Genomic DNA, 18,595 nt, shown 5'->3' on the forward strand with positions numbered 1-18,595 from the left:
ATTTCCCAATGAACCTCTTCACCGACATCAGGGTGTTGGTCATCGATTCGCTGAAGGCGATGCAGGATGCGGGCGAGCTGCCTGCCGGTCTGGATTTCGGACATGTCGCGGTCGAGCCCCCGCGCGATCCGGCGCATGGCGATATGGCCACCAACGCCGCCATGGTGCTGGCCAAGCCGGCGGGCCGCAAACCGCGTGACATCGCCGAGGCGCTCTCAACCCGTCTTTCCGGCGACGCCCGTGTGTCCGAGGCATCGGTTGCCGGTCCGGGTTTTCTCAACCTGCGTCTGGCGGATGCCGAATGGCACCGTGTCCTGCGTGCGGCCCTGCACCAGCGGGCCGATTTCGGCCGCTCCGATTTGGGCGGCGGGCGCGGGGTCAACGTGGAATACGTGAGCGCCAACCCGACGGGTCCGCTTCATGTGGGGCACACGCGCGGCGCCGTTTTCGGCGACGCTCTGGCAAGTCTGCTGGACTTTGTCGGGTACGACGTCACCCGGGAATACTACATCAATGATGGCGGGGTGCAGGTGGATGTGCTCGCGCGTTCCGTCTACCTCAGGTATCTCGAGGCCCACGGACAGGCTGTCGCCTTCGAGGACGGCACATATCCCGGCGATTACCTCGTGCCCGTCGGCCAAGCCCTCAAGGAGGAGGTCGGCGACGCTTATGTGGGTCAGCCCGAAGCCGTCTGGCTCGCCGAGGTGCGGGATTTCGCGACGGATCGCATGATGCGGCTGATCCGCGAAGACCTCGCCGCTCTCGGGGTCACGATGGACTATTTCTATTCCGAGAAATCGCTTTACGGGACAGGCCTGATCGAGGAGGCGATCCGCGCGCTCGATGAAAAGGGGCTGATTTACAAGGGTGTCCTTGAGCCGCCCAAGGGCAAGAAACCCGAAGACTGGGAACCGCGCGAACAAACCTTGTTTCGATCCACCGAGCATGGTGATGACGTGGACCGTCCCATCCGGAAATCCGACGGAAGCTGGACATATTTCGCGCCGGATATCGCGTACCACTACAACAAGATTTCAAGGGGCTTCGATGAACTCATCGACGTGTTCGGCGCGGATCACGGCGGGTATGTGAAGCGCATGAAGGCGGCAGTCAGCGCCCTGTCGGATGATCGGGTCCCCCTGGACATCAAGCTGACCCAGCTGGTCAAGCTCTACAAGGACGGCAAGCCTTTCAAGATGTCCAAGCGGGCGGGTACCTTTGTCACGATGCGCGACGTCGTCGATCAGGTGGGCGCCGACGTGACGCGCTTCGTGATGCTGACACGCAAGAACGATGCGCCGCTGGATTTCGATTTCGACAAGGTGCTGGAACAGTCCAAGGAAAACCCGGTGTTCTATGTGCAATACGCCAATGCGCGGGTGCACTCGGTGCTTCGCAAGGCGCGGGAGGCCGGCATCGAGGTCGATGATGCGGTGCTGGGGGCGGCAGAGCTGTCGCGCCTGACACATGACATGCAGATCACCGTGGCGAAAAAGGTTGCCGAGTGGCCGCGCCTTGTCGAAATCGCGGGCCGAACCCATGAGCCGCACCGGATCGCCTTTTATCTTTACGATCTGGCCAGCGAGCTGCATGCCCTCTGGAACCGTGGCAACGACGAGCCGGCCCTGCGTTTCCTGCAGGAGGACGATGCGGCCGCGTCACAGGCGAAAATTGCTCTTGCCCGAGCTGTAACCGTTGTTATTTCCGCCGGTCTTGGTATTCTTGGCGTGACCCCGGTGGAAGAGATGCGCTGAAGAACGCCGGAAGCGCCGGGGATGTGAGGCAGCAGTCAATGACCCCGGCGGCCTTGTATCGCCGGTGGCAGAGAGGCGAGACATGGCAGAGCATCAGCAATCAGCCCTCCCGGCCGACTCCGGGCGCACAAGGCGCATTTCTACCGCGGCGAATCTCGTGGGCGGGGCGGTATCCCTTGCCCTGATAATCGGGATGGGTGTCTGGGGCTACAAGTTGATCGTCCGGGATGTCAGCGGCGTTCCCGTTGTCAGGGCCGTAGAAGGGCCGTTACGGGTCCAGCCCGATGATCCCGGGGGGCGACCCGCGCTGAATCAGGGTCTGGCCGTGAACGACGTGGCCGCCGAAGGCACGGCCGCCGACCCGGCCGACAGGTTGATCCTGGCCCCCGAACCGCTGGACTTGTCGATTGAGGATGCCGCGTCATTGACCGTTCTGGCCAAGGGGGAAAGCGGGGTTTCAGACGAAGACGGAAGCGGCGACGGCGGGGCAGGTCAGGTGCAGTTCGTATCGCTCGGCGCAGCCGATCAGCGTGTTTCCGAAGAAGTGGAGGTCGACGCCGCGCATGCCGCCCGGTCCGGAGCGGAGGCACCGTCGGCCGACAGCGAGAAACAGCAAGCCGGACTTGCGATGTCTCTCAGGCCGCAGGTGCGTCCGGAGGTCTTGAAAAAAACAGCGGCGTCCGGACCGGTTACATCGCCTGATGTCATGGATGCCGAAAGCGTCCCCGTCGGGACCCGTCTTGCGCAGTTGGGCGCTTTCGAAAGCGCCGAGATCGCCGAAAAGGAATGGGGCCGGCTCAAGGACGAGTTCGGCGAGTTCCTCACCAACAAGCAACGGGTCGTGCAAAGGGCCGAAAGCGGTGGGCGCATTTTTTACCGGCTCCGGGCCATGGGTTTTGCGGATCTCGGCGATGCACGGCGGTTTTGCTCCGCACTGGTTGCCGAAGATGCTGAATGCATCCCCGTGGTTTCGCGGTGACCACGCAAGGCGCTTGCATATTCGACCCGCTGGGGCCACGGCTGACCCGTCAGGAGCAAAAATTCTTCGGCCGTGTGACGCCTTTTGGATTCATCCTGTTCGCGCGTAATATCAAGTCAGTCGGGCAAGTGAAGGCGCTTTGCCGCGAGTTGCGGGATGCTGCCGGCCATGACGCGCCCGTCCTGATCGATCAGGAAGGCGGGCGCGTCCAACGCCTGAAAGCGCCCACGTGGCGGGAATGGCCAACGCCGCTCGAACATGTCCGCGCATCCGGCGGCCGCGCCTGGGACGTCATGTATCTGCGCTATCGCATCATCGCCGCCGAATTGCGTGATCTGGGAATAGACAGCAATTGCGCCCCTTTGGTGGACGTTGCCACGCCTGAAACCCACTCTTTCCTGACCGATCGGTGCTATGGCTTCGATGCCCGGGATGTTGCCGATATCGGCAGGGCCGTATCGGACGGGCTGCTGCACGGTGGCGTGTTGCCCGTGCTCAAGCACATGCCCGGCCACGGGCGGGCGACCGAGGACAGTCACAAGGGGCTGCCTGTTGTTACGGCGGCGCATGACGCGCTCGGGGCGGAGGACTTCTTGCCGTTCTCGGAACTGGCTGATCTGCCGATGGGCATGACGGCGCATGTCGTTTACACGGCAATGGATTCGCGCCCGGCGACCCTGTCACCTGTGGTCATGGCAGCGATCCGGGACGAGATCGGTTTCGACGGGTTGGTAATGACCGATGACCTGTCGATGAACGCCCTTGAAGGCACCTTGGCCGACCGCGCGATCCGGGCGCGCGCGGCGGGTTGCGATGTGGTTCTGCACTGCAACGGCGATCTGGCACAGAAAGAGCAAGTGGCCGACGCGGCGGGCAGGCTCACGGGTGTCGGCGCGCAGCGCGCCGCCCGCGCGCTGTCATGGCGACGCGATCCCGACACGGTTGACATTTCACAGCTCGAGGAAAAACTGGATTCCGCAATGCGCGGGCTGAGCAATGGCTGTTGACGACGTCGAGGAAACAGGCGGAATCGTAAGCGTCGCGGACAGGATGGCCGCGGAGACGCTTGTCGTGGATGTCGACGGCTTCGAGGGGCCGCTGGACCTGTTGCTGACGCTCAGTCGTACACAGAAGGTCGATCTGCGAAAGATCTCGGTTTTCGAACTCGCACAGCAATACCTTGCTTTCGTTGAAAAGGCCAAGGCGCTGCGGATCGAACTGGCGGCCGATTATCTTGTCATGGCCGCGTGGCTGGCGTTCTTGAAGTCCCGCCTCCTGTTGCCGCCGGACCCGGAAGAGGAAGGGCCCACGGGCGACGAACTCGCCGCGCATCTCGCATTCCAGCTCGAACGCTTGCAAGCCATGCGCGATGCCGCTGCAAAACTCATGGCGCGTGACAGGTTGGGCAGGGATTTCTTCCCGCGTGGTCTTCCGGAGGATGTGACCCGGGTCAAACGCGTCACCTACACCGCGACTTTGCTGGATTTGATGCAGGGATATGCGCGTATCCGGACAAGGGACGAATTCCGACCTTACGTGATGGACCGCGAGTCAGTTCTGACCCTCGAGCAGGCATTGGAACGGATGCGCGGGCTCATAGGTTTTGCCGGCACGTGGACGGACATCTCGGTCTATCTGCCCGAAGATTTCAAGGGCGACCCTGCGCGCCTTCGCTCCGCGACCGCGTCGACGTTCGCGGCCTCCCTCGAACTGGTCAAGGAGGGCAGGGCAGAACTCAGGCAGAAGGAGGCATACGCCCCGATCGAAGTGCGGCGCAAGGATAGACCACATGGATGACGACGCACCGCAAGAGGACAGCTTGTTCCAGGCGCCGACCATAGCCGAACAGGAGCGGATGTGCGAGGCGATCCTGTTCGCGACGTCCGAGCCGGTGACCACGCAGGAAATGGAAGCGAGGATGCCGCATGGATGCGACGCGGCCGATGCTATGGCGCATTTGCGTGAACGGTACGAGGGCCGGGGCGTGAATGTCGTGAAAGTCGGGGATGCGTGGGCCATCAGGACAGCCGCGGATCTCGGGTTCCTGATGCACAAGGAAACCGTCGAAACGCGCAAGCTGTCGCGCGCCGCGATCGAGACGCTGGCGATCGTCGCCTATCACCAGCCCGTAACACGCGCTGAAATCGAGGAAATAAGGGGCGTTTCGGTAAGCCGAGGCACGGTCGATCAATTGCTCGAAATGGACTGGATACGTATCGGGCGCCGCAAGATGACGCCGGGGCGACCGGTGACCTTCGTCGTGACGCAGGCATTTCTGGATAATTTCGGGCTTGAATCCGCACGGGACTTGCCGGGATTGAAAGAATTGCGGTCGGCCGGTCTTCTGGAAAGCCGCCCGCCCCCCGGTGCCGTTCCACAATTCGGCGAAGGCGATGCCGACGCAGATGAGGCGCCCGATGCGGGGCAGAGCGAACTTTTCGAGGATTGAAGGCCTTGGAAAAAACATTTTCTGATCGTGGACTTGCCAAGAAAAACGCACGGTTCAGAATTAGTAAGATAAAGGCAGGAAAGGGAGAAGCGCCATGAATGCCAATCAGGTGATAAACATGGTTGTGCGCGTTGTGATGCGTCGCGTGGTCGGGAAGGGCATCAATGCCGGCATCAATGCTGTCGGTAACAAGATGGGCAAAGGCCGTCCGGCTGCCGAAGATGACGCGCAGAGCCAGGATACGGCGAAGCGGGCCAAGAAGTCGCTCAAGGTGGCGCGCCGGGTCGGCCGCATGTAACCGCGCGCCCCGCGGTCAAGTCTTGAAATGCTTGCCCAGCTTGAGGCCCTGACCTTGATAATTCGACGCGACGTCGGCACCGTACAGGTGATCCGGGGTTTGATCCATCCGTTCAAAGACCAGCCGCCCAACAACCTGTCCATGCTCCAGAACGAAAGGCGCCTCGTGACAGCGCACTTCGAGCACGCCACGTGATCCCGCACCGCCTGCGGGGTCGTGGCCGAACCCGGGGTCGAAGAACCCGGCATAGTGAACCCGGAACTCGCCGACCATTGCCAGATACGGCGCCATTTCGGCCGCGTAGTCGGGGGGGATGTGTACGGCCTCTCGGCTGACAAGAATGTAGAACGCGCCCGGGTCAAGTACGATGCGCCCGGTATCGGAGTGCACCTCTTCCCAGAAATCCGAGATGGTGTAGTGATTGGTCCTGTCCAGATCAATGAGTCCGGTATGCGGTTTGGCGCGATACCCCACAAGCGACGAGCCCGTCGGTTTCAAATCAACCGAGAAACCCAAGCCGTTGTCGATTATCGCCTTTTCGTCGACAAGCGGCGTTTCGCCATGGAGCTTGCGAAGTGTTTCGTCCGAAAGCAACGATTGGCCATTCCTGAACCTGATCTGGTTCAGTTTCATTCCCGGGCGGACCAGTACCGAGAAGGAGCGCGGGCAGATCTCCGCGTACAAGGCCCCGTCATGCCCCGCCGGGATGCGGTCGAACTCTGTTCCGCCATCGATGATGGTTCGTGTCAGAAGGTCGAGACGCCCGGTTGACGATTTCGCATTGGCAACGGCATGCACCTGTTCGGGCAACCGGAGCCGTTCCATCAACGGGACAACGTAAACGCAGCCTTTTTCAAGTACGGCACCATCCGTCAGGTCGATCCGGTGCATTTCCAGTTCGTCCAGCCGGTCCAGCACGGTATGCCCTTGCCCGGCAAGAAAGGAGGCACGCACGCGATACGCGATGTGTCCCAGTCTCAGGTCTAGGCTGGCGGGCTGTATCTGGTCGGACGATATGGGATTTGACGCCGAAATACTGCCATCCCCGATGAGGGCGGCGATCTGCTGACTGGCCAAAACCCCTGTCATGTCGCCTCCATTTCGGACCAAGCGCGCTTGTGCTGCGCAACGCGGACAATGTTCGGGTCGGCGGTAAGGATTTTAGTGGTCGGGCTAGCAGGACTCGAACCTGCGACCTTCCGTCCCCCAGACGGACGCGCTACCAGGCTGCGCCATAGCCCGCCGATGCACGCTTCATACCTTTTTTGAGAATGGGGACAAGGGGTAAATCCCAATTTTCAACCATTGTCACGTGTGTTCGGGCCGTCACCTTGCGCGATACGCTGGAGACGCTTCAGCAGGTTCTGCGCATCACCGAAAACCGCCGGCGTCAGGTTGCCTTGGAGCTTGTGCAACTTCGTCAGGATGCCTTCAGGGCCGGTAACATCGTCTGAAGGGTCAGGTGGCAAATCCGGCAATTTGAACTTCTTGGCGCTGCCAGTTTCGTTGCCGACCGGCAAGGTTTGCTCATCCGCGGTCTGCTCCGCGTCTGTTTCGGCGGAACCCGCGTCGGCTTCGTCTGTCGTCCGTGCCTGGGAAACGGTCGTTGGATCGTCGGTCGGCGGCGTTTCCTCCGCGCGCACGGAAAGCGGGTCCTGTGGAGCGGCCTCTGCCTGCATGTTTTCCTCCGAAGAGACAGCAGGGTCGGATGGCTGAGCGTCGTCGCCCGGTTCCAGGGTGGGTGTCTCGTCCGAAGGCTGGGCAGCAACCGAGAAGAGGTCAGGCGCCGAGGCCGAGGTCGTGTCGGGATCTTCACCCAAGCCAGCTGCCGGCACGACGGAGTCTTCGGGTGCATCCGCGCGGTCGTCAGCGTCGTCGAAGGACGACGATTGCGAACCGGGCGCGCTTTCTTCATCGGCAGCCGCGTTTGCGCGTGTTTGCATGTCGACCACGTTCATTGACGTATCTTCCGGCGCGTCCGTACCGATCGGATCAGTATCAATGGTGATTGTCCCGTCAAGCGGTTGGGAAAACGCCGCCACATGCTTGACGCCCTGTTCGCGCAGCACTTTCTGGACGCCTTTTATGGTCATGCCATCGTCGTGCAGCAGTTTCTTGATCCCGCCGAGAAGCTGCATGTCAGAAGGTCGATAGTACCGTCGACCGCCGGCGCGTTTGACCGGTTTGATCTGGCTGAACTTGCTTTCCCAGAACCGCAGCACGTGCGCCGGCGTTTCCAGCCAATCGGCTACTTCGCTTATCGTACGAAAGGCATCGGCGGATTTTGCCATTGTCTGCTCGGCTAGCGCTTGTTCCCCGCCGCGACCCGGTCTTTCATCAGGTGTGACGGGCGGAATGTCAGTACGCGTCTCGGATTGATCGGCACCTCCTCGCCTGTCTTGGGGTTGCGGCCGATACGCGCTGACTTGTCGCGAACCGAGAAAGTCCCGAAAGAGGAAATTTTCACCTGTTCACCCTGAACGAGCGCGTCGGACATGTGCTCGAGAACACTCTCGACAAGTTGCGCGGAGTCGTTCCTCGAAAGACCCACTTCACGAAACACGGCTTCGCTCAGGTCCATCCGGGTCAAGGTCTTGTCGCTCATCACGTCCCCCTGCGTTTCCCGAACTCTAGGTTGGAAGAAAACGACCTGTCAACGCCAACCACCTGAAGAACACTATTTAAGAGAATGATTTCGGCCTTTTAGGCGGGCGCTTACCAGCGAAGGACGACCGCCCCCCAGGCAAGCCCGCCGCCAATCGCTTCGGACAGGACGATGTCACCGCGCCTGATCTTGCCGTCGGCAACGCCCACCGAAAGGGCCAGCGGAATGGATGCCGCCGAGGTATTGCCATGGTCCTGCACCGTCACGATGACGTGATCCATGGGGATGCCCATCTTCTTGGCCGTCCCCTGAATTATACGAATGTTTGCCTGGTGCGGGACGATCCAGTCAATGTCCCGAGCGGAAAGCCCCGCCTTTTCAAGCGCTGCATCCGCGGTGCTCGTCAACTTCGCCACGGCCTGTCTGAACAGAGGATTGCCCTGCATGCGCAACTTGCCCGATGTTCCCGTCGTGGAAACGCCGCCATCGACGTACAGCATGTCCCGGTAACGGCCGTCGGAATTGAGATCGGTTGACAGGAGCCCGCGATCGGCACTCGTTCCGTCGCCCTCTGCCGCGTCCAGCACGATGGCCCCGGCGCCGTCGCCGAACAGCACGCACGTGGATCGATCCGACCAGTCCATGATGCGGCTGAACGTTTCAGCACCTATGACAAGAAGACGCCGGGCCTGCCCGGAAACGATCATGGCGTTCGCAGCGGCGAGCGCGTAAACGAATCCCGCACAAACGGCTTGGACGTCGAAGCCGAAACCGTGGTTCATCTGCAGTTTCTGCTGAACGATCGTCGCGACGGCGGGGAAGGTGAGGTCGGGCGTCGACGTGGCGACGATAACACCGTCAACCGAGTCCACGTCGATCTCGGCATTTGCCAGTGCGGACCGCGCGGCATTGACCGCCAGGTCCGAGGTGCTTTCGTCATCGGCTGCGAAGTGACGTCTTTCGATACCCGAGCGCGTGCGGATCCACTCGTCCGAGGTTTCGAGTGTTTCCTCGAATTCCGAATTGGGCACGACACGTTCCGGCAAGTAGTGCCCGACACCCTTCACAACGGCGCGCATCATAGTTTCATTCCAGTGTCGGCTGATCCCTCGATCGCGGCATCTTGGTCCAGCAGCGACGCAGATGCAACCCGAGCCGCCAGTTTGTCCGAAAAGCCCGACTGCGCAAGCTGGAATGCCAGCTTAACCGCCGCCGAAACGCCGGTTGCATCGGCAGCGCCGTGTGATTTGACGACAGTTCCGTTTAGGCCGAGGAACACCCCCCCGTTGGCTCTGCGCGGATCCACGCGTTTCTTGAGACGCCTAAGCGATGTGTACGCCAGGATCGAGGCGAGACGCGAAAGCGGGGTGTAGCGGAACGCTTCGCGAAGAAGGTCCGTGATGAGTTTCGCAATTCCCTCACCGGTTTTCAGTGCGACGTTCCCGGTGAACCCGTCGGTGACGATCACGTCGCACACCGTGCCGGGCAGATCCCGGCCCTCGACGAAACCCACGAACTCGAAGTCGGCGTGCTTGGCATTGGCGGCGATCAAGTCATGGGCTTCCTTCAGTTCGGCACGGCCCTTGTGTTCCTCCGTGCCGACGTTCAACAGGCCGATGCGGGGTCGTGACAAGCCAAAGCCGTTGCGCGCGTATGATGCGCCCATGAGCGCATATTGCATCAGGTCCTTGGCATCCGCGCGAATGTCGGCGCCGCCATCCAGCATGATATTGAAGTTCTGAGGATTCTGCGACGGCCACATAACCGCGATGGCCGGTCGGTAAATGCCGGGAAGTTTCCGCAGCCGCATCACCGACAGGAGCATCAAAGCGCCGGTGTTGCCGCAGGAAACGCACACCGTCGCCTCGCCATTCCGCACGGATTCCAGTGCGGACCACATCGACGTGTTTCGACCCTGCCGCAGCACGTTGCTCGGCTTGTCCTCCATCGCGACAACGTCCTGCGCATCGCGGATCTCGCACCGTCCCGCCAGATGCCTGCGGCGGGCAACCAGCCGCGTCAGCTGGTCTTCGGGGCCGTGCAGGATGAAACCGATATCCGGGTTTTTCCGGGCTGAACTGGCAATGCCGGCGACAACGGCCGAGGGGCCCATATCACCCCCCATGGCATCTACCGAGATGATAGTGCGCCCCACACCGGCCTGCGTTTGATCCTGACTTGCGGCCATGCGCGCGGCAGTCCTCGGTCGTTAAGCCGCGTCGTCGTCCAGATCGACCTCGTCAACCATGCTCACCACCTCGCGATCCGCATAGTGACCGCACGCGGCACACACGTGGTGCGGACGCTTCAGTTCGCCGCAGTTGGGGCATTCGTTCGGATTGTCGGCGACAAGCGCGTCATGGGCGCGGCGGTTGTTCCGGCGGGATTTCGATACCTTGTTCTGTTGGACAGCCATGTCTCAACCTCAATCTGCTAAAGGCCGCTCGGGCCAAGTTTCGCGGGTTCCTAGCGGCCTTTAATCGGTGAAAAGCCGCCGGTTCAACCCCAAATTCCGGTGAAGCCGCGAGAATACAGCGAAACAAGGCGACGGCAAGCGGTTTTTCGCGGTCAATCGTTGCGGTTCAGTTTGTGCTTGAGTTCCTCGAGCGCGGCGAAGGGTTTCGTGTCGGCGTCCGTGATAGGGGCGGCGCCGGGTGGTGTCGCCGTCACCGTTATTGGCTCGGCGTCGTCCCGGCGCGGATAGTCTGGCGCCTCTAGCGCGAGTGTTTCGATCATGATCTTCTGCAGGTCGACGAGGCCGGGCAAAGGATCGATTGTGTCGTCCTCGGGCATTTCGGTTTCGGTGCCCGGGCCCGGCTCCACCATGTCGTCCACGAAACGCCGTATGACACTCGTGTCTATCCGGGTGGTGACAGGATCAAGCGTTGCGACGCATTTCTGCGTGACTGTCGCCCCGAGCTTGGCCTCCAGCACGACGTCGTCATTGCCTGTCACCCCGAGCGTTCCGCTGAAAGACAGTTTGCGAATCTTTTCAAAGCCCAGTGTCCGGGAAATTTCGGCGCGCTCCGCGTCATCGGGGCGCAGTTCGAACGATAGACTGCCCGAGCGCGATATATCACGAATGCTGACGCTTTTGGCGTCTTGTCGGTGTTTGGCCATGCGTGTGGACACGCTTCCTTTCTTGAACCCATGGGTCACATTGCTATAAGCCAATAAAAGGCCGGCGGCCGCCGTATCAAGAGGATATGCATGTTTGTTAGCAGAATTCGCGCGCGGTTGATCGCGGCTTTCGTCTGTGTCGCTGTTGTCGCGGCGTGCAGCGCGACCTTTCGCAAACATGGGTATACGCCGAGCGACGAGCAACTTTCCGCGCTTGTCGTCGGCGTCGACACACGCTCCACCGTCGATGATGTCATCGGCGCGCCATCGGCCTCCGGCATGCTGAGTGACGGCGATTACTATTACGTGAGCAGCCGCTTCCGTCATTATGGCGCATTCGCACCCGAAGTAGTGGAGCGGCAGGTCGTGGCCATCAGTTTCGACGATGCGGACACGATCGCGAATATCGAACGCTTCGGGCTGGAGGAAGGGCGCGTCGTGCCTTTGACCCGTCGGGTCACCGATTCTTCTGTTGTCGGACGAGGTTTCCTCCGGCAACTCTTCAAGAACCTCGGAAACTTCAACCCGGGCGAACTGTTCGACTGAGCCGCGTCACAAGGGTGTCATGAATTGTGTGCGACCTGTGACGGCGGTAGCGTTGCAGCAAGCGATCCGGGGTGACCCATGACGCCATTGCAGAAGGGCCGATACAGGGCGCGTGCCGCCCGGGACCTTGACGACAGGCAGGCCGCACAGCGGTTGCGCCAATCCGCGTTCGTCGGCAGCGACCGGCCCGGCGAGCTTGATCAGGACAAATTCGATGATCTGTGCATCCACGTCCTCGTCGAGAATATCGATACCGACGAACTCGTGTGCTGCTACAGGCTGGTGCCACTTGCGCACGGCAAGCAGATTGATCGTACCTATTCAGCTCAGTTCTATGACCTTTCGGCGTTAACCGAATTCACCGAGCCGATGGTCGAGATGGGACGTTTCTGCATATGCCCCGGCATGCGCGACCCGGACATCCTGCGCGTCGCGTGGGGAGCAATGACGCGGTATGTCGACGATCAAGGGATCGGGATGCTGTTCGGCTGTTCGTCGTTCACCGGCATCAACGCCGAAGATTACCTCGACGTGTTCGCATTGTTGAAGCAGAAGCATATCGCGCCACGCTGCTGGCGGCCCAAGATCAAGGCCCCTACGATATTCCGATTCGCACAGGCGCCCGAACGCGCTGACGAGGACCGGCGCAAAGCCATGCGGCGCATGCCGCCGCTGCTGCGGACGTACCTTTTGATGGGGGGGTGGGTCAGCGATCACGCGGTCGTCGACAGGGACCTCGGCACGCTTCACGTTTTCACCGGGCTCGAAATCGGGGCGATACCAAAGATGCGCCAGCAGCTGTTGCGGGCTGTCGCGCAGTAACTTGACGGCGTCGGGGCGTCGGGATAGCCCGCTGCCATGGCTCGAGCACCTCTTTTGCAGTTATCCGACATCTCGCTGACATTCGGCGGCGCCCCCTTGTTTGACGATCTCTCACTCGTGATCCAGCCGGGTGACAGGGTAGCTCTTGTCGGCCGTAACGGATCCGGCAAGTCGACCTTGATGAAGGTGATGGCTGGGCTTGTCGAGCAGGATACCGGAACGCGTGTCACAGCCCCGGGGACAAGCGTGGGCTACATGGAACAAGACCCTGACATGGGTGAGTTTTCAACCTTGGGCGCCTTCGCGGGCAGCGAGCTGGATGAAAGCGAGCGTTACCGCGTCGAAATGGCGGCCGAGGGGCTGAAGTTCGATCCGGAATGTCCCGTCAACACGGCGTCGGGCGGCGAGCGGCGCCGGGCGGCCTTGGCCAAGCTCATGGCCGAGGCGCCGGACCTGATGCTTCTGGACGAGCCGACGAACCACCTCGATATCGAGGCGATCGCATGGCTTGAAACGCAGTTGAAGGAAACACGAACCGCCTTTGTGCTCATCAGCCATGACCGCGCCTTTCTGCGTGAACTAACACGTGCAACTCTCTGGATAGACAGGGGAATGGTTCGGCGCCAAGAAAAGGGTTTCGAACACTTCGAGGCATGGCGCGACAAGGTCTGGGAAGAAGAGGATGCCGCGCGGCACAAGCTCGACCGCAAGATCAAGTCCGAGGCCCGGTGGGCCGTGGAGGGAATCAGCGCTCGGCGCAAACGGAACCAGGGCCGTGTCCGTGCGCTGCAATCGCTGCGCGCCGAACGCGCCGCGCAGATCAAGCGGCAGGGTACGGCGGCACTGGCGCTTGATTCGGGGCCCAAATCCGGCAAGAAGGTGATCGAGGCCCGCGATATCGCGAAGAGCTACGATGACAAACCCATCCTGACGAGCTTTGACCTGCGGGTTCTGCGCGGCGACCGCGTCGCGTTTGTCGGGCCGAACGGGGTCGGCAAGACGACGCTTCTGAAACTCCTGCTCAAGGAGATCGAGCCGGACACGGGCAGCGTGACCCATGGCACCAATCTGGAGCCGGCGGTGTTCGATCAGGCGCGCGCGCGCCTCGACCCTGAAATGACCCTCTGGGACAGCCTGACCGGTGATCGCGACATGCGGGTGTCCGGGCAGGCCGACCAGGTCATGGTACGTGGCCAGCCGCGCCACGTGGTCGGATACCTCAAGGATTTCCTGTTCGATGAGAGGCAGGCAAGAGCGCCGGTCAAGTCCTTGTCGGGCGGGGAAAAAGCGCGTCTTTTACTTGCGAAGCTGATGGCACGGGAAAGCAATCTCCTCGTACTGGACGAGCCGACCAACGACTTTGATATCGAGACGTTGGACTTGTTGCAGGAGCTGCTGGACGATTACGAGGGGACCGTGCTGCTGGTCAGTCACGACAGGGACTTCCTTGATCGGGTGGCCACCACGACAATCGCCATGGAGGGGGACGGGCGTGCCACGGTTTACGCGGGGGGCTGGTCCGACTACCAGTCGCAGCGTCGCGAGCGCGGGCAGGTGGAAAGTCGCCCCGCCGAGGGGAAAAAGCGCAGCAAACCCGAGAAAGAAAAGGAAAAACAATCGAGTGACAGCATTTCCTTTACCGAGAAGCACCGGTTGGACGAGCTGCCGCAGGTGATCGAGCGGCTGGAGTCCGAGATCGCCAAGCTGGAGCAACTGCTGGCCGATCCCGACCTTTTCACGCGCGAACCGGTGAAGTTCCGCAAGGCGACCGAGGCACTGAGCGCGCGGCAGGAGACGCTGCGGGCGGCGGAAGAGGAATGGTTGACGCTGGCTGAAAAGGCCGAAAACTGAGGTCTGCCTTGCGTCGGTATCACGGCGGTATCGCGTGGGTGTCGATCAACGCGGGAGAACGGGTGATGTCGGGCAAAGAAACAACGCCGCTGCGGGACAGCGTGCGGCTGCTTTACGAAGGCCGAAGCAAGCGGGCGACCCGCTTCCGCTATGGCCTGCTGATCTTCGACGCGGTAAGCATCATTTTCTTCCTCGCGACGGCGGCGATGGTGCCGGGGCGGCTGGTTCTGGTGGCGGACGCGGTGATCGGGGCGGTGATCCTCGCCGACCTGCTGGCACGGTTCTGGATTGCCGAAAACCGGACGCGATTGCTGCGCAGGTTCTACGTGATCGTGGATATCGCGGTGCTGGCCTCGCTGGCGGCGGCGCCGTTCATCGGGCAGGGGCTGGCGGTGATGCGGGTCCTGAGGGCGTTGCGGCTGGTGCATTCGTATCACCTGCTGAAAGACCTGCGGCGGGATTCGAAGGTCTTCCGGCAACGCGAAGACGCCATCCTTGCCACGGTCAACCTCGTGGTGTTCGTCTTCGCGATGACGGCGCTCGTCCATACGCTGCGGGGCAGCCAAGAGCCCGGGCTGACAAGCTATTTCGACGCGCTCTACTACACGGTGACGGCGCTGACCACGACGGGTTTTGGCGACATTACCCTGACAACACCGCTCGGGCGCCTCTTGTCGGTCGGGATCATGGTGGTCGGTGTCGGGCTGTTCCTGACGCTGGTCAAGGCGATCTTCTCGCCGGCGAAGGTGCGGTACAAGTGCCCCGAATGCGGTCTCACCCGGCATGACCTGGACGCCATCCATTGCAAGCATTGCGGGCTGGAGCTGAAGATCGAGACCGAGGGCGCGGCCTGAGCCGTCACTGCATCCGCAACGCGCCGTCGAGGCGGATGACCTCGCCGTTGAGATAATCGCATTCCACGATGAACCGGGCCAGCGCGGCGTATTCCGCCGGGTCGCCCAGCCGTTTCGGAAAGGTGACATCGTTCGCCAGCGATTCGGTCACGTCATCGGGCAGGCCCTTGAGCATCGGCGTGAGAAAGGTCCCGGGCGCGATGGCCATCACGCGGATACCGTCGCGCGCAAGGTCGCGCGCCATCGGCAGTGTCAGCCCCGCGATGCCGGCCTTGGAGGCGGCATAGGCGGCCTGGCCCTTCTGGCCGTCAAAGGCCGCGATGGAGGCGGTATGCACGATCGCCCCGCGCGTGCCATCGGGGCCGGGGGCGTTCCGCGCGATTTCCGCCGCGGCAAGCCGGGCGACGTTGAAGCTGCCCACCAGGTTGATGTCGATGGTCCGCTGGAAGGACGCGAGGCCGTGTGGCCCGTCGCGCCCGAGCGTCTTTTCGCCGGTGGCGATCCCGGCGCAATTGATCGCCGCGGTGATCCGCCCCATGCGCGCCATGGCGGTCGCGATGGCCGCACTGGCCGACTCTTCGCACGTGACGTCGGTTTCCACGAAGGCCGCGCCGATTTCCTCGGCCACCCGCGGGCCGCGGGTAATGTCACGGTCAAAAATGGTGACGTCGGCGCCCATGTCGCGGAAATGGCGCGCCGTGGCCTCGCCCAGCCCGGAGGCGCCCCCGGTGATGATCGCGGCTGTGTCGGTGATCTGCATGGGGCCTCCGGCAAAGAAATGAACACCTGTTCAGATACCGTGGTCGGGCGGGGGTGTCAAAGCCCGTCGCGCACCCACCGCGCCGAGAGGGCGAGCCCGACAACGGTAACGAGGATGCGCCAGACGTGATGCAGCGTCACGAGGGCCGGGCTGGCTTCGAGGCTGAGCGCGACGAGCGCCATTTCCGTCACGCCGCCGGGCGCGAAACTGATGAAAAGAACATCGAAGGGCTGATGCGTCAGCGGCAGCAGAACCGCCGCGCAGCCGCCCGCCATCGTCAGCATGCCGGCCACCGATACCAGCGACAGGCCGACGCCACGCAGGATGAGCGTGCGCGACAACCCGGCGAAGCGCATGCCGAGCGCGGTGCCCACCACCACCTGCGCCACGTTCACCAGCCATTGCGGGATATCGAGCGTGAAGATCCCGCTGAGCGAGATGAGCGCGGCAACCAGCATCGGGCCGGTCAATTGCCGCGCGGGCAGGCGCAGAAGCCGCCCCGCGGCGATCCCGACCAGCCCTGCCACGGCAACCGCGGACAGCGATGACATGGACACGCTGCCCTGTGCGAGGCTCATGCCGCCGGCGCTGCCGACAGGCTGGCCCAGCCAGATCGACAGTCCGAGCGGCAGAAGGGTGACGACCGTGATCACGCGCAGGAACTGTTGCAAGGTCAGGCGCGCGACATCGGCGCCGGCCGCCTCGCCCATGGCGAGCGATTCGAAGAGCCCGCCGGGCGTGGCTGAATAGAAGGCGGTGGCACGGTCATAGCGCCCCAGCCGGCGAAACACGGCATAGTTGAACCCGTGTGCCAGCCCCACGAACAGGACGAGGGCGGCGAAACCGAGGGCAAGATCGGGGGCGCGTCGGACAAGCGCCGGTGTCACCTGCGCCCCGATCATCAGCCCGATAATCGCGATGAAACCGATCCGCAGCCACGGGGGGAAGCGGTAGCCGGTCGGCAGCTTGTGGGGCAGGCCCGTCGCCACCGCGCCGGCACTGACGAGCGGCCCGATAAGGAAGGGCAGGGGTGTCCCCAGCCATGCCGCCACCAGCCCCGCGACAGTTGAAAGGGCCAGCAGGGCCGCGGTTGTGCTTGTCGTGGGCATGATGTCTTGAACCACCCCGGGGCGGCGCGGGCAAGGGGCGGTCCCGTCAGGCGAAATCGACAAACCCGTCGAAGGGCATTTCGCGCAGCCGCGTGCCGGTCGCCGCAAAGATGGCGTTGGCAAGGGCCGGGGCGGCGGGGGGCACGGGCGGCTCGCCGATCCCGCGGATCGCGTCGCCGTTCTCGAGGCCGCGCACATGTATCTCGGGACATTGGGCAAGCCGCAGGCCCGGATGGTCATGGTAATTCGCCTGCCGGGCCATCCCGTCGGCATAGGTGATCTGGCAGTTCATGGCGTGGCCCAGCCCCCAGATCACGCTGCCCTGCACGTTGTTCTCGAAATTGACCGGGTCCACGACGCGCCCGACATCGGCGGCGACCCAGACCTTGTCGAGCCGGATGCCCGCGGGGGTTTGCGTGACCTCGACCACCTCGGCGCAGGGCACGCCGAAACTTTCCACGAAGGCCACGCCGCGCCCGGTGCCGGGCGGCACCGGCGCGCCCCAGTCCGACATGTCGGCCACGGCTTCCAGCACCTTGCGCGCGGTGGCGTTGCTCACCAGGCGCAGGCGTTCGGCCATCGGATTGGCCCCGGCGGCGTGGATCAGCTCGTCGAGAAAGCTGTCGAAGACGAAGCCCGCGCCGGGGGCGCCGACGGCCCGCCACGAGGACACAGGGGCAAGCGCGGGCGCGCGGTAGGCGCGCATCCGGTAATGGGGCAGGGCATACGGGGCATTCCACGCGCCGGCGGCGATCTGGATGTCCGGGCCGGGCGCGGGCAGGCCGGCCCGGCCCATCTGCGAGGCCGTGACGGAGGGCGCGGCGATGGACAGGTCGATGGCGTGGACCTGTCCGTCGCGCACCGCGCCGCGCGCCCGGCCCATGGCGATGTGGCGCGGGAAGTCCTGGGCGAAATCCTCTTCCCGGCGGTAGGTCAGTTTCACGGGGGTGCCGCGCATCCGGTTGGCGATCTCGGCGGCCTGCGTGACGTAAGCGAATTCCAGCCTGTGGCCGAAGCTGCCGCCGGTGACCTGGTTGTGAAAGCGGACCTGCCGGGGCGCGTGGCCGGTAATGCCGGCGACCTGTCGTTGCAGCATCCGCGGAAGCTGGGCGCCGGACCAGATATCGACGGCCGCGTCGGTGACGAGCGCCGTGGCGTTGAGTGGCTCCAGCGGCTGGTGGGCGGCGTAGGGCACCCGGTACTCGGCCCGCCGCGTCTGGGTGGCCGCGTCGAGCGTCCCGGCGGCGTCACCATCGTCGCGCCACGTGGCGTCGTGCCGGTCACCGGTGAACGAATCGGCGAGCGTGGCCCAGTGATCGGCCTGTTCGGCCGGGTAAGGGGCCGGCCCCCAGTCGAAGCGGTCTCGAACAGCAGGCCGTCGGGTAAGTCCTCGCGGCCCCTGGGGGACAGGTTCTGTTGGCGCAGGCTGTCGCTCCATCCCAGTGCTT

20 protein-coding genes and 1 tRNA gene are annotated in these 18,595 nt (G+C 63.1%); 10 read left to right on the forward strand and 11 right to left on the reverse strand.

Annotated features, from left to right (window positions below):
* Positions 1-8: 8 nt before the first annotated feature.
* From argS to ACH107_RS08575, 6 genes are all read left to right on the forward strand, one after another.
* Positions 9-1,754: an arginine--tRNA ligase gene (argS, locus tag ACH107_RS08550; RefSeq protein ID WP_412505472.1), complete on the forward strand. Its 1,746-nt coding sequence runs from the start codon at positions 9-11 to the stop codon at positions 1,752-1,754.
* 82 nt (positions 1,755-1,836) lie between these two features.
* Positions 1,837-2,733: an SPOR domain-containing protein gene (locus tag ACH107_RS08555; RefSeq protein ID WP_412505473.1), complete on the forward strand. Its 897-nt coding sequence runs from the start codon at positions 1,837-1,839 to the stop codon at positions 2,731-2,733.
* A complete protein-coding gene (locus ACH107_RS08560; protein ID WP_412505474.1) occupies positions 2,709-3,740 on the forward strand; it encodes a glycoside hydrolase family 3 N-terminal domain-containing protein in 1,032 nt (343 codons plus the stop codon). Before ACH107_RS08555 ends, ACH107_RS08560 begins: the two co-directional genes overlap by 25 nt.
* Positions 3,730-4,530: a segregation and condensation protein A gene (locus ACH107_RS08565; RefSeq protein WP_412505475.1), complete on the forward strand. Its 801-nt coding sequence runs from the start codon at positions 3,730-3,732 to the stop codon at positions 4,528-4,530. The genes ACH107_RS08560 and ACH107_RS08565 overlap by 11 nt, the downstream gene beginning before the upstream one ends.
* Entirely contained in the window at positions 4,523-5,182 is a 660-nt protein-coding gene (gene scpB, locus ACH107_RS08570; RefSeq protein ID WP_412505476.1) for an SMC-Scp complex subunit ScpB, read from the forward strand. The genes ACH107_RS08565 and scpB overlap by 8 nt, the downstream gene beginning before the upstream one ends.
* A 94-nt stretch (positions 5,183-5,276) precedes the next feature.
* A complete protein-coding gene (locus tag ACH107_RS08575; protein WP_412505477.1) occupies positions 5,277-5,480 on the forward strand; it encodes a hypothetical protein in 204 nt (67 codons plus the stop codon).
* 15 nt (positions 5,481-5,495) lie between these two features.
* Here ACH107_RS08575 and ACH107_RS08580 read toward each other — a convergent pair whose 3' ends face one another.
* From ACH107_RS08580 to ACH107_RS08615, 8 genes are all read right to left on the reverse strand, one after another.
* The gene (locus ACH107_RS08580; protein WP_412505478.1) at positions 5,496-6,569 is read right to left on the reverse strand and encodes a 2'-deoxycytidine 5'-triphosphate deaminase; all 1,074 of its coding nucleotides are present in this window, start codon (positions 6,567-6,569) and stop codon (positions 5,496-5,498) included.
* 76 nt (positions 6,570-6,645) lie between these two features.
* Positions 6,646-6,722: transfer RNA gene (locus tag ACH107_RS08585), tRNA-Pro, on the reverse strand.
* A gap of 56 nt (positions 6,723-6,778) precedes the next feature.
* Positions 6,779-7,771 (reverse strand): MerR family transcriptional regulator, encoded by a 993-nt coding sequence (locus ACH107_RS08590; RefSeq protein WP_412505479.1) that lies wholly within the window; start codon positions 7,769-7,771, stop codon positions 6,779-6,781.
* A gap of 11 nt (positions 7,772-7,782) precedes the next feature.
* On the reverse strand, positions 7,783-8,085 hold the full coding sequence (gene ihfA, locus ACH107_RS08595) for an integration host factor subunit alpha (RefSeq protein WP_412505480.1): 303 nt from the start codon (positions 8,083-8,085) through the stop codon (positions 7,783-7,785).
* A gap of 110 nt (positions 8,086-8,195) precedes the next feature.
* Positions 8,196-9,164, reverse strand: coding sequence for a beta-ketoacyl-ACP synthase III (locus tag ACH107_RS08600; RefSeq protein WP_412505481.1), 969 nt, complete (start codon positions 9,162-9,164; stop codon positions 8,196-8,198).
* Entirely contained in the window at positions 9,164-10,273 is a 1,110-nt protein-coding gene (plsX, locus tag ACH107_RS08605) for a phosphate acyltransferase PlsX (protein ID WP_412505482.1), read from the reverse strand. Before plsX ends, ACH107_RS08600 begins: the two co-directional genes overlap by 1 nt.
* A 21-nt stretch (positions 10,274-10,294) precedes the next feature.
* Positions 10,295-10,501 carry a 50S ribosomal protein L32 gene (gene rpmF / locus ACH107_RS08610; RefSeq protein WP_412505483.1) on the reverse strand — a complete coding sequence of 69 codons (207 nt, stop codon included), beginning with the start codon at positions 10,499-10,501 and terminating at the stop codon, positions 10,295-10,297.
* A gap of 152 nt (positions 10,502-10,653) precedes the next feature.
* On the reverse strand, positions 10,654-11,217 hold the full coding sequence (locus tag ACH107_RS08615) for a YceD family protein (protein ID WP_412505484.1): 564 nt from the start codon (positions 11,215-11,217) through the stop codon (positions 10,654-10,656).
* Positions 11,218-11,295: 78 nt separating this feature from the next.
* Here ACH107_RS08615 and ACH107_RS08620 point away from each other — a divergent pair, with 78 nt between their 5' ends.
* From ACH107_RS08620 to ACH107_RS08635, 4 genes are all read left to right on the forward strand, one after another.
* Positions 11,296-11,751 carry an outer membrane protein assembly factor BamE gene (locus ACH107_RS08620; RefSeq protein WP_412505485.1) on the forward strand — a complete coding sequence of 152 codons (456 nt, stop codon included), beginning with the start codon at positions 11,296-11,298 and terminating at the stop codon, positions 11,749-11,751.
* A gap of 78 nt (positions 11,752-11,829) precedes the next feature.
* Positions 11,830-12,573, forward strand: a complete 744-nt coding sequence (locus ACH107_RS08625) for a GNAT family N-acetyltransferase (RefSeq protein WP_412505486.1) — start codon at positions 11,830-11,832, stop codon at positions 12,571-12,573.
* A 36-nt stretch (positions 12,574-12,609) separates the two neighbouring features.
* Positions 12,610-14,424, forward strand: a complete 1,815-nt coding sequence (locus ACH107_RS08630; RefSeq protein WP_412505487.1) for an ABC-F family ATP-binding cassette domain-containing protein — start codon at positions 12,610-12,612, stop codon at positions 14,422-14,424.
* 65 nt (positions 14,425-14,489) lie between these two features.
* Positions 14,490-15,278, forward strand: a complete 789-nt coding sequence (locus ACH107_RS08635) for a potassium channel family protein (RefSeq protein ID WP_412505488.1) — start codon at positions 14,490-14,492, stop codon at positions 15,276-15,278.
* Positions 15,279-15,282: 4 nt separating this feature from the next.
* Here ACH107_RS08635 and ACH107_RS08640 read toward each other — a convergent pair whose 3' ends face one another.
* The 3 genes from ACH107_RS08640 to ACH107_RS08650 all read right to left on the reverse strand — a co-directional run.
* The gene (locus ACH107_RS08640) at positions 15,283-16,038 is read right to left on the reverse strand and encodes an SDR family NAD(P)-dependent oxidoreductase (protein ID WP_412505489.1); all 756 of its coding nucleotides are present in this window, start codon (positions 16,036-16,038) and stop codon (positions 15,283-15,285) included.
* 56 nt (positions 16,039-16,094) lie between these two features.
* Complete coding sequence (locus ACH107_RS08645) at positions 16,095-17,147, reverse strand: AbrB family transcriptional regulator (protein ID WP_412505490.1); 1,053 nt, start codon at positions 17,145-17,147, stop codon at positions 16,095-16,097.
* Between the two features lie 46 nt (positions 17,148-17,193).
* On the reverse strand, positions 17,194-18,595 hold a 1,402-nt coding region (locus tag ACH107_RS08650; protein ID WP_412505492.1), incomplete at its 5' end, for a molybdopterin cofactor-binding domain-containing protein.

This window comes from Roseovarius halophilus (ex Wu et al. 2025) (genome assembly GCF_047086965.1).

What these genes read in the sequence shown, in the direction of transcription:
- argS (WP_412505472.1), top strand. Translation starts at nt 9, where the DNA reads ATGAACCTCTTCACCGACATCAGGGTGTTGGTCATCGATTCGCTGAAG.
- ACH107_RS08575 (WP_412505477.1), top strand. Translation starts at nt 5,277, where the DNA reads ATGAATGCCAATCAGGTGATAAACATGGTTGTGCGCGTTGTGATGCGT.
- ACH107_RS08635 (WP_412505488.1), top strand. Translation starts at nt 14,490, where the DNA reads ATGTCGGGCAAAGAAACAACGCCGCTGCGGGACAGCGTGCGGCTGCTT.
- ACH107_RS08630 (WP_412505487.1), top strand. Translation starts at nt 12,610, where the DNA reads ATGGCTCGAGCACCTCTTTTGCAGTTATCCGACATCTCGCTGACATTC.
- ACH107_RS08560 (WP_412505474.1), top strand. Translation starts at nt 2,709, where the DNA reads ATGCATCCCCGTGGTTTCGCGGTGACCACGCAAGGCGCTTGCATATTC.
- ihfA (WP_412505480.1), bottom strand. Translation starts at nt 8,085, where the DNA reads ATGAGCGACAAGACCTTGACCCGGATGGACCTGAGCGAAGCCGTGTTT.
- ACH107_RS08645 (WP_412505490.1), bottom strand. Translation starts at nt 17,147, where the DNA reads ATGCCCACGACAAGCACAACCGCGGCCCTGCTGGCCCTTTCAACTGTC.
- ACH107_RS08600 (WP_412505481.1), bottom strand. Translation starts at nt 9,164, where the DNA reads ATGCGCGCCGTTGTGAAGGGTGTCGGGCACTACTTGCCGGAACGTGTC.
- ACH107_RS08555 (WP_412505473.1), top strand. Translation starts at nt 1,837, where the DNA reads ATGGCAGAGCATCAGCAATCAGCCCTCCCGGCCGACTCCGGGCGCACA.
- ACH107_RS08590 (WP_412505479.1), bottom strand. Translation starts at nt 7,771, where the DNA reads ATGGCAAAATCCGCCGATGCCTTTCGTACGATAAGCGAAGTAGCCGAT.
- ACH107_RS08640 (WP_412505489.1), bottom strand. Translation starts at nt 16,038, where the DNA reads ATGCAGATCACCGACACAGCCGCGATCATCACCGGGGGCGCCTCCGGG.
- rpmF (WP_412505483.1), bottom strand. Translation starts at nt 10,501, where the DNA reads ATGGCTGTCCAACAGAACAAGGTATCGAAATCCCGCCGGAACAACCGC.
- ACH107_RS08580 (WP_412505478.1), bottom strand. Translation starts at nt 6,569, where the DNA reads ATGACAGGGGTTTTGGCCAGTCAGCAGATCGCCGCCCTCATCGGGGAT.
- scpB (WP_412505476.1), top strand. Translation starts at nt 4,523, where the DNA reads ATGGATGACGACGCACCGCAAGAGGACAGCTTGTTCCAGGCGCCGACC.
- ACH107_RS08625 (WP_412505486.1), top strand. Translation starts at nt 11,830, where the DNA reads ATGACGCCATTGCAGAAGGGCCGATACAGGGCGCGTGCCGCCCGGGAC.
- ACH107_RS08620 (WP_412505485.1), top strand. Translation starts at nt 11,296, where the DNA reads ATGTTTGTTAGCAGAATTCGCGCGCGGTTGATCGCGGCTTTCGTCTGT.
- plsX (WP_412505482.1), bottom strand. Translation starts at nt 10,273, where the DNA reads ATGGCCGCAAGTCAGGATCAAACGCAGGCCGGTGTGGGGCGCACTATC.
- ACH107_RS08565 (WP_412505475.1), top strand. Translation starts at nt 3,730, where the DNA reads ATGGCTGTTGACGACGTCGAGGAAACAGGCGGAATCGTAAGCGTCGCG.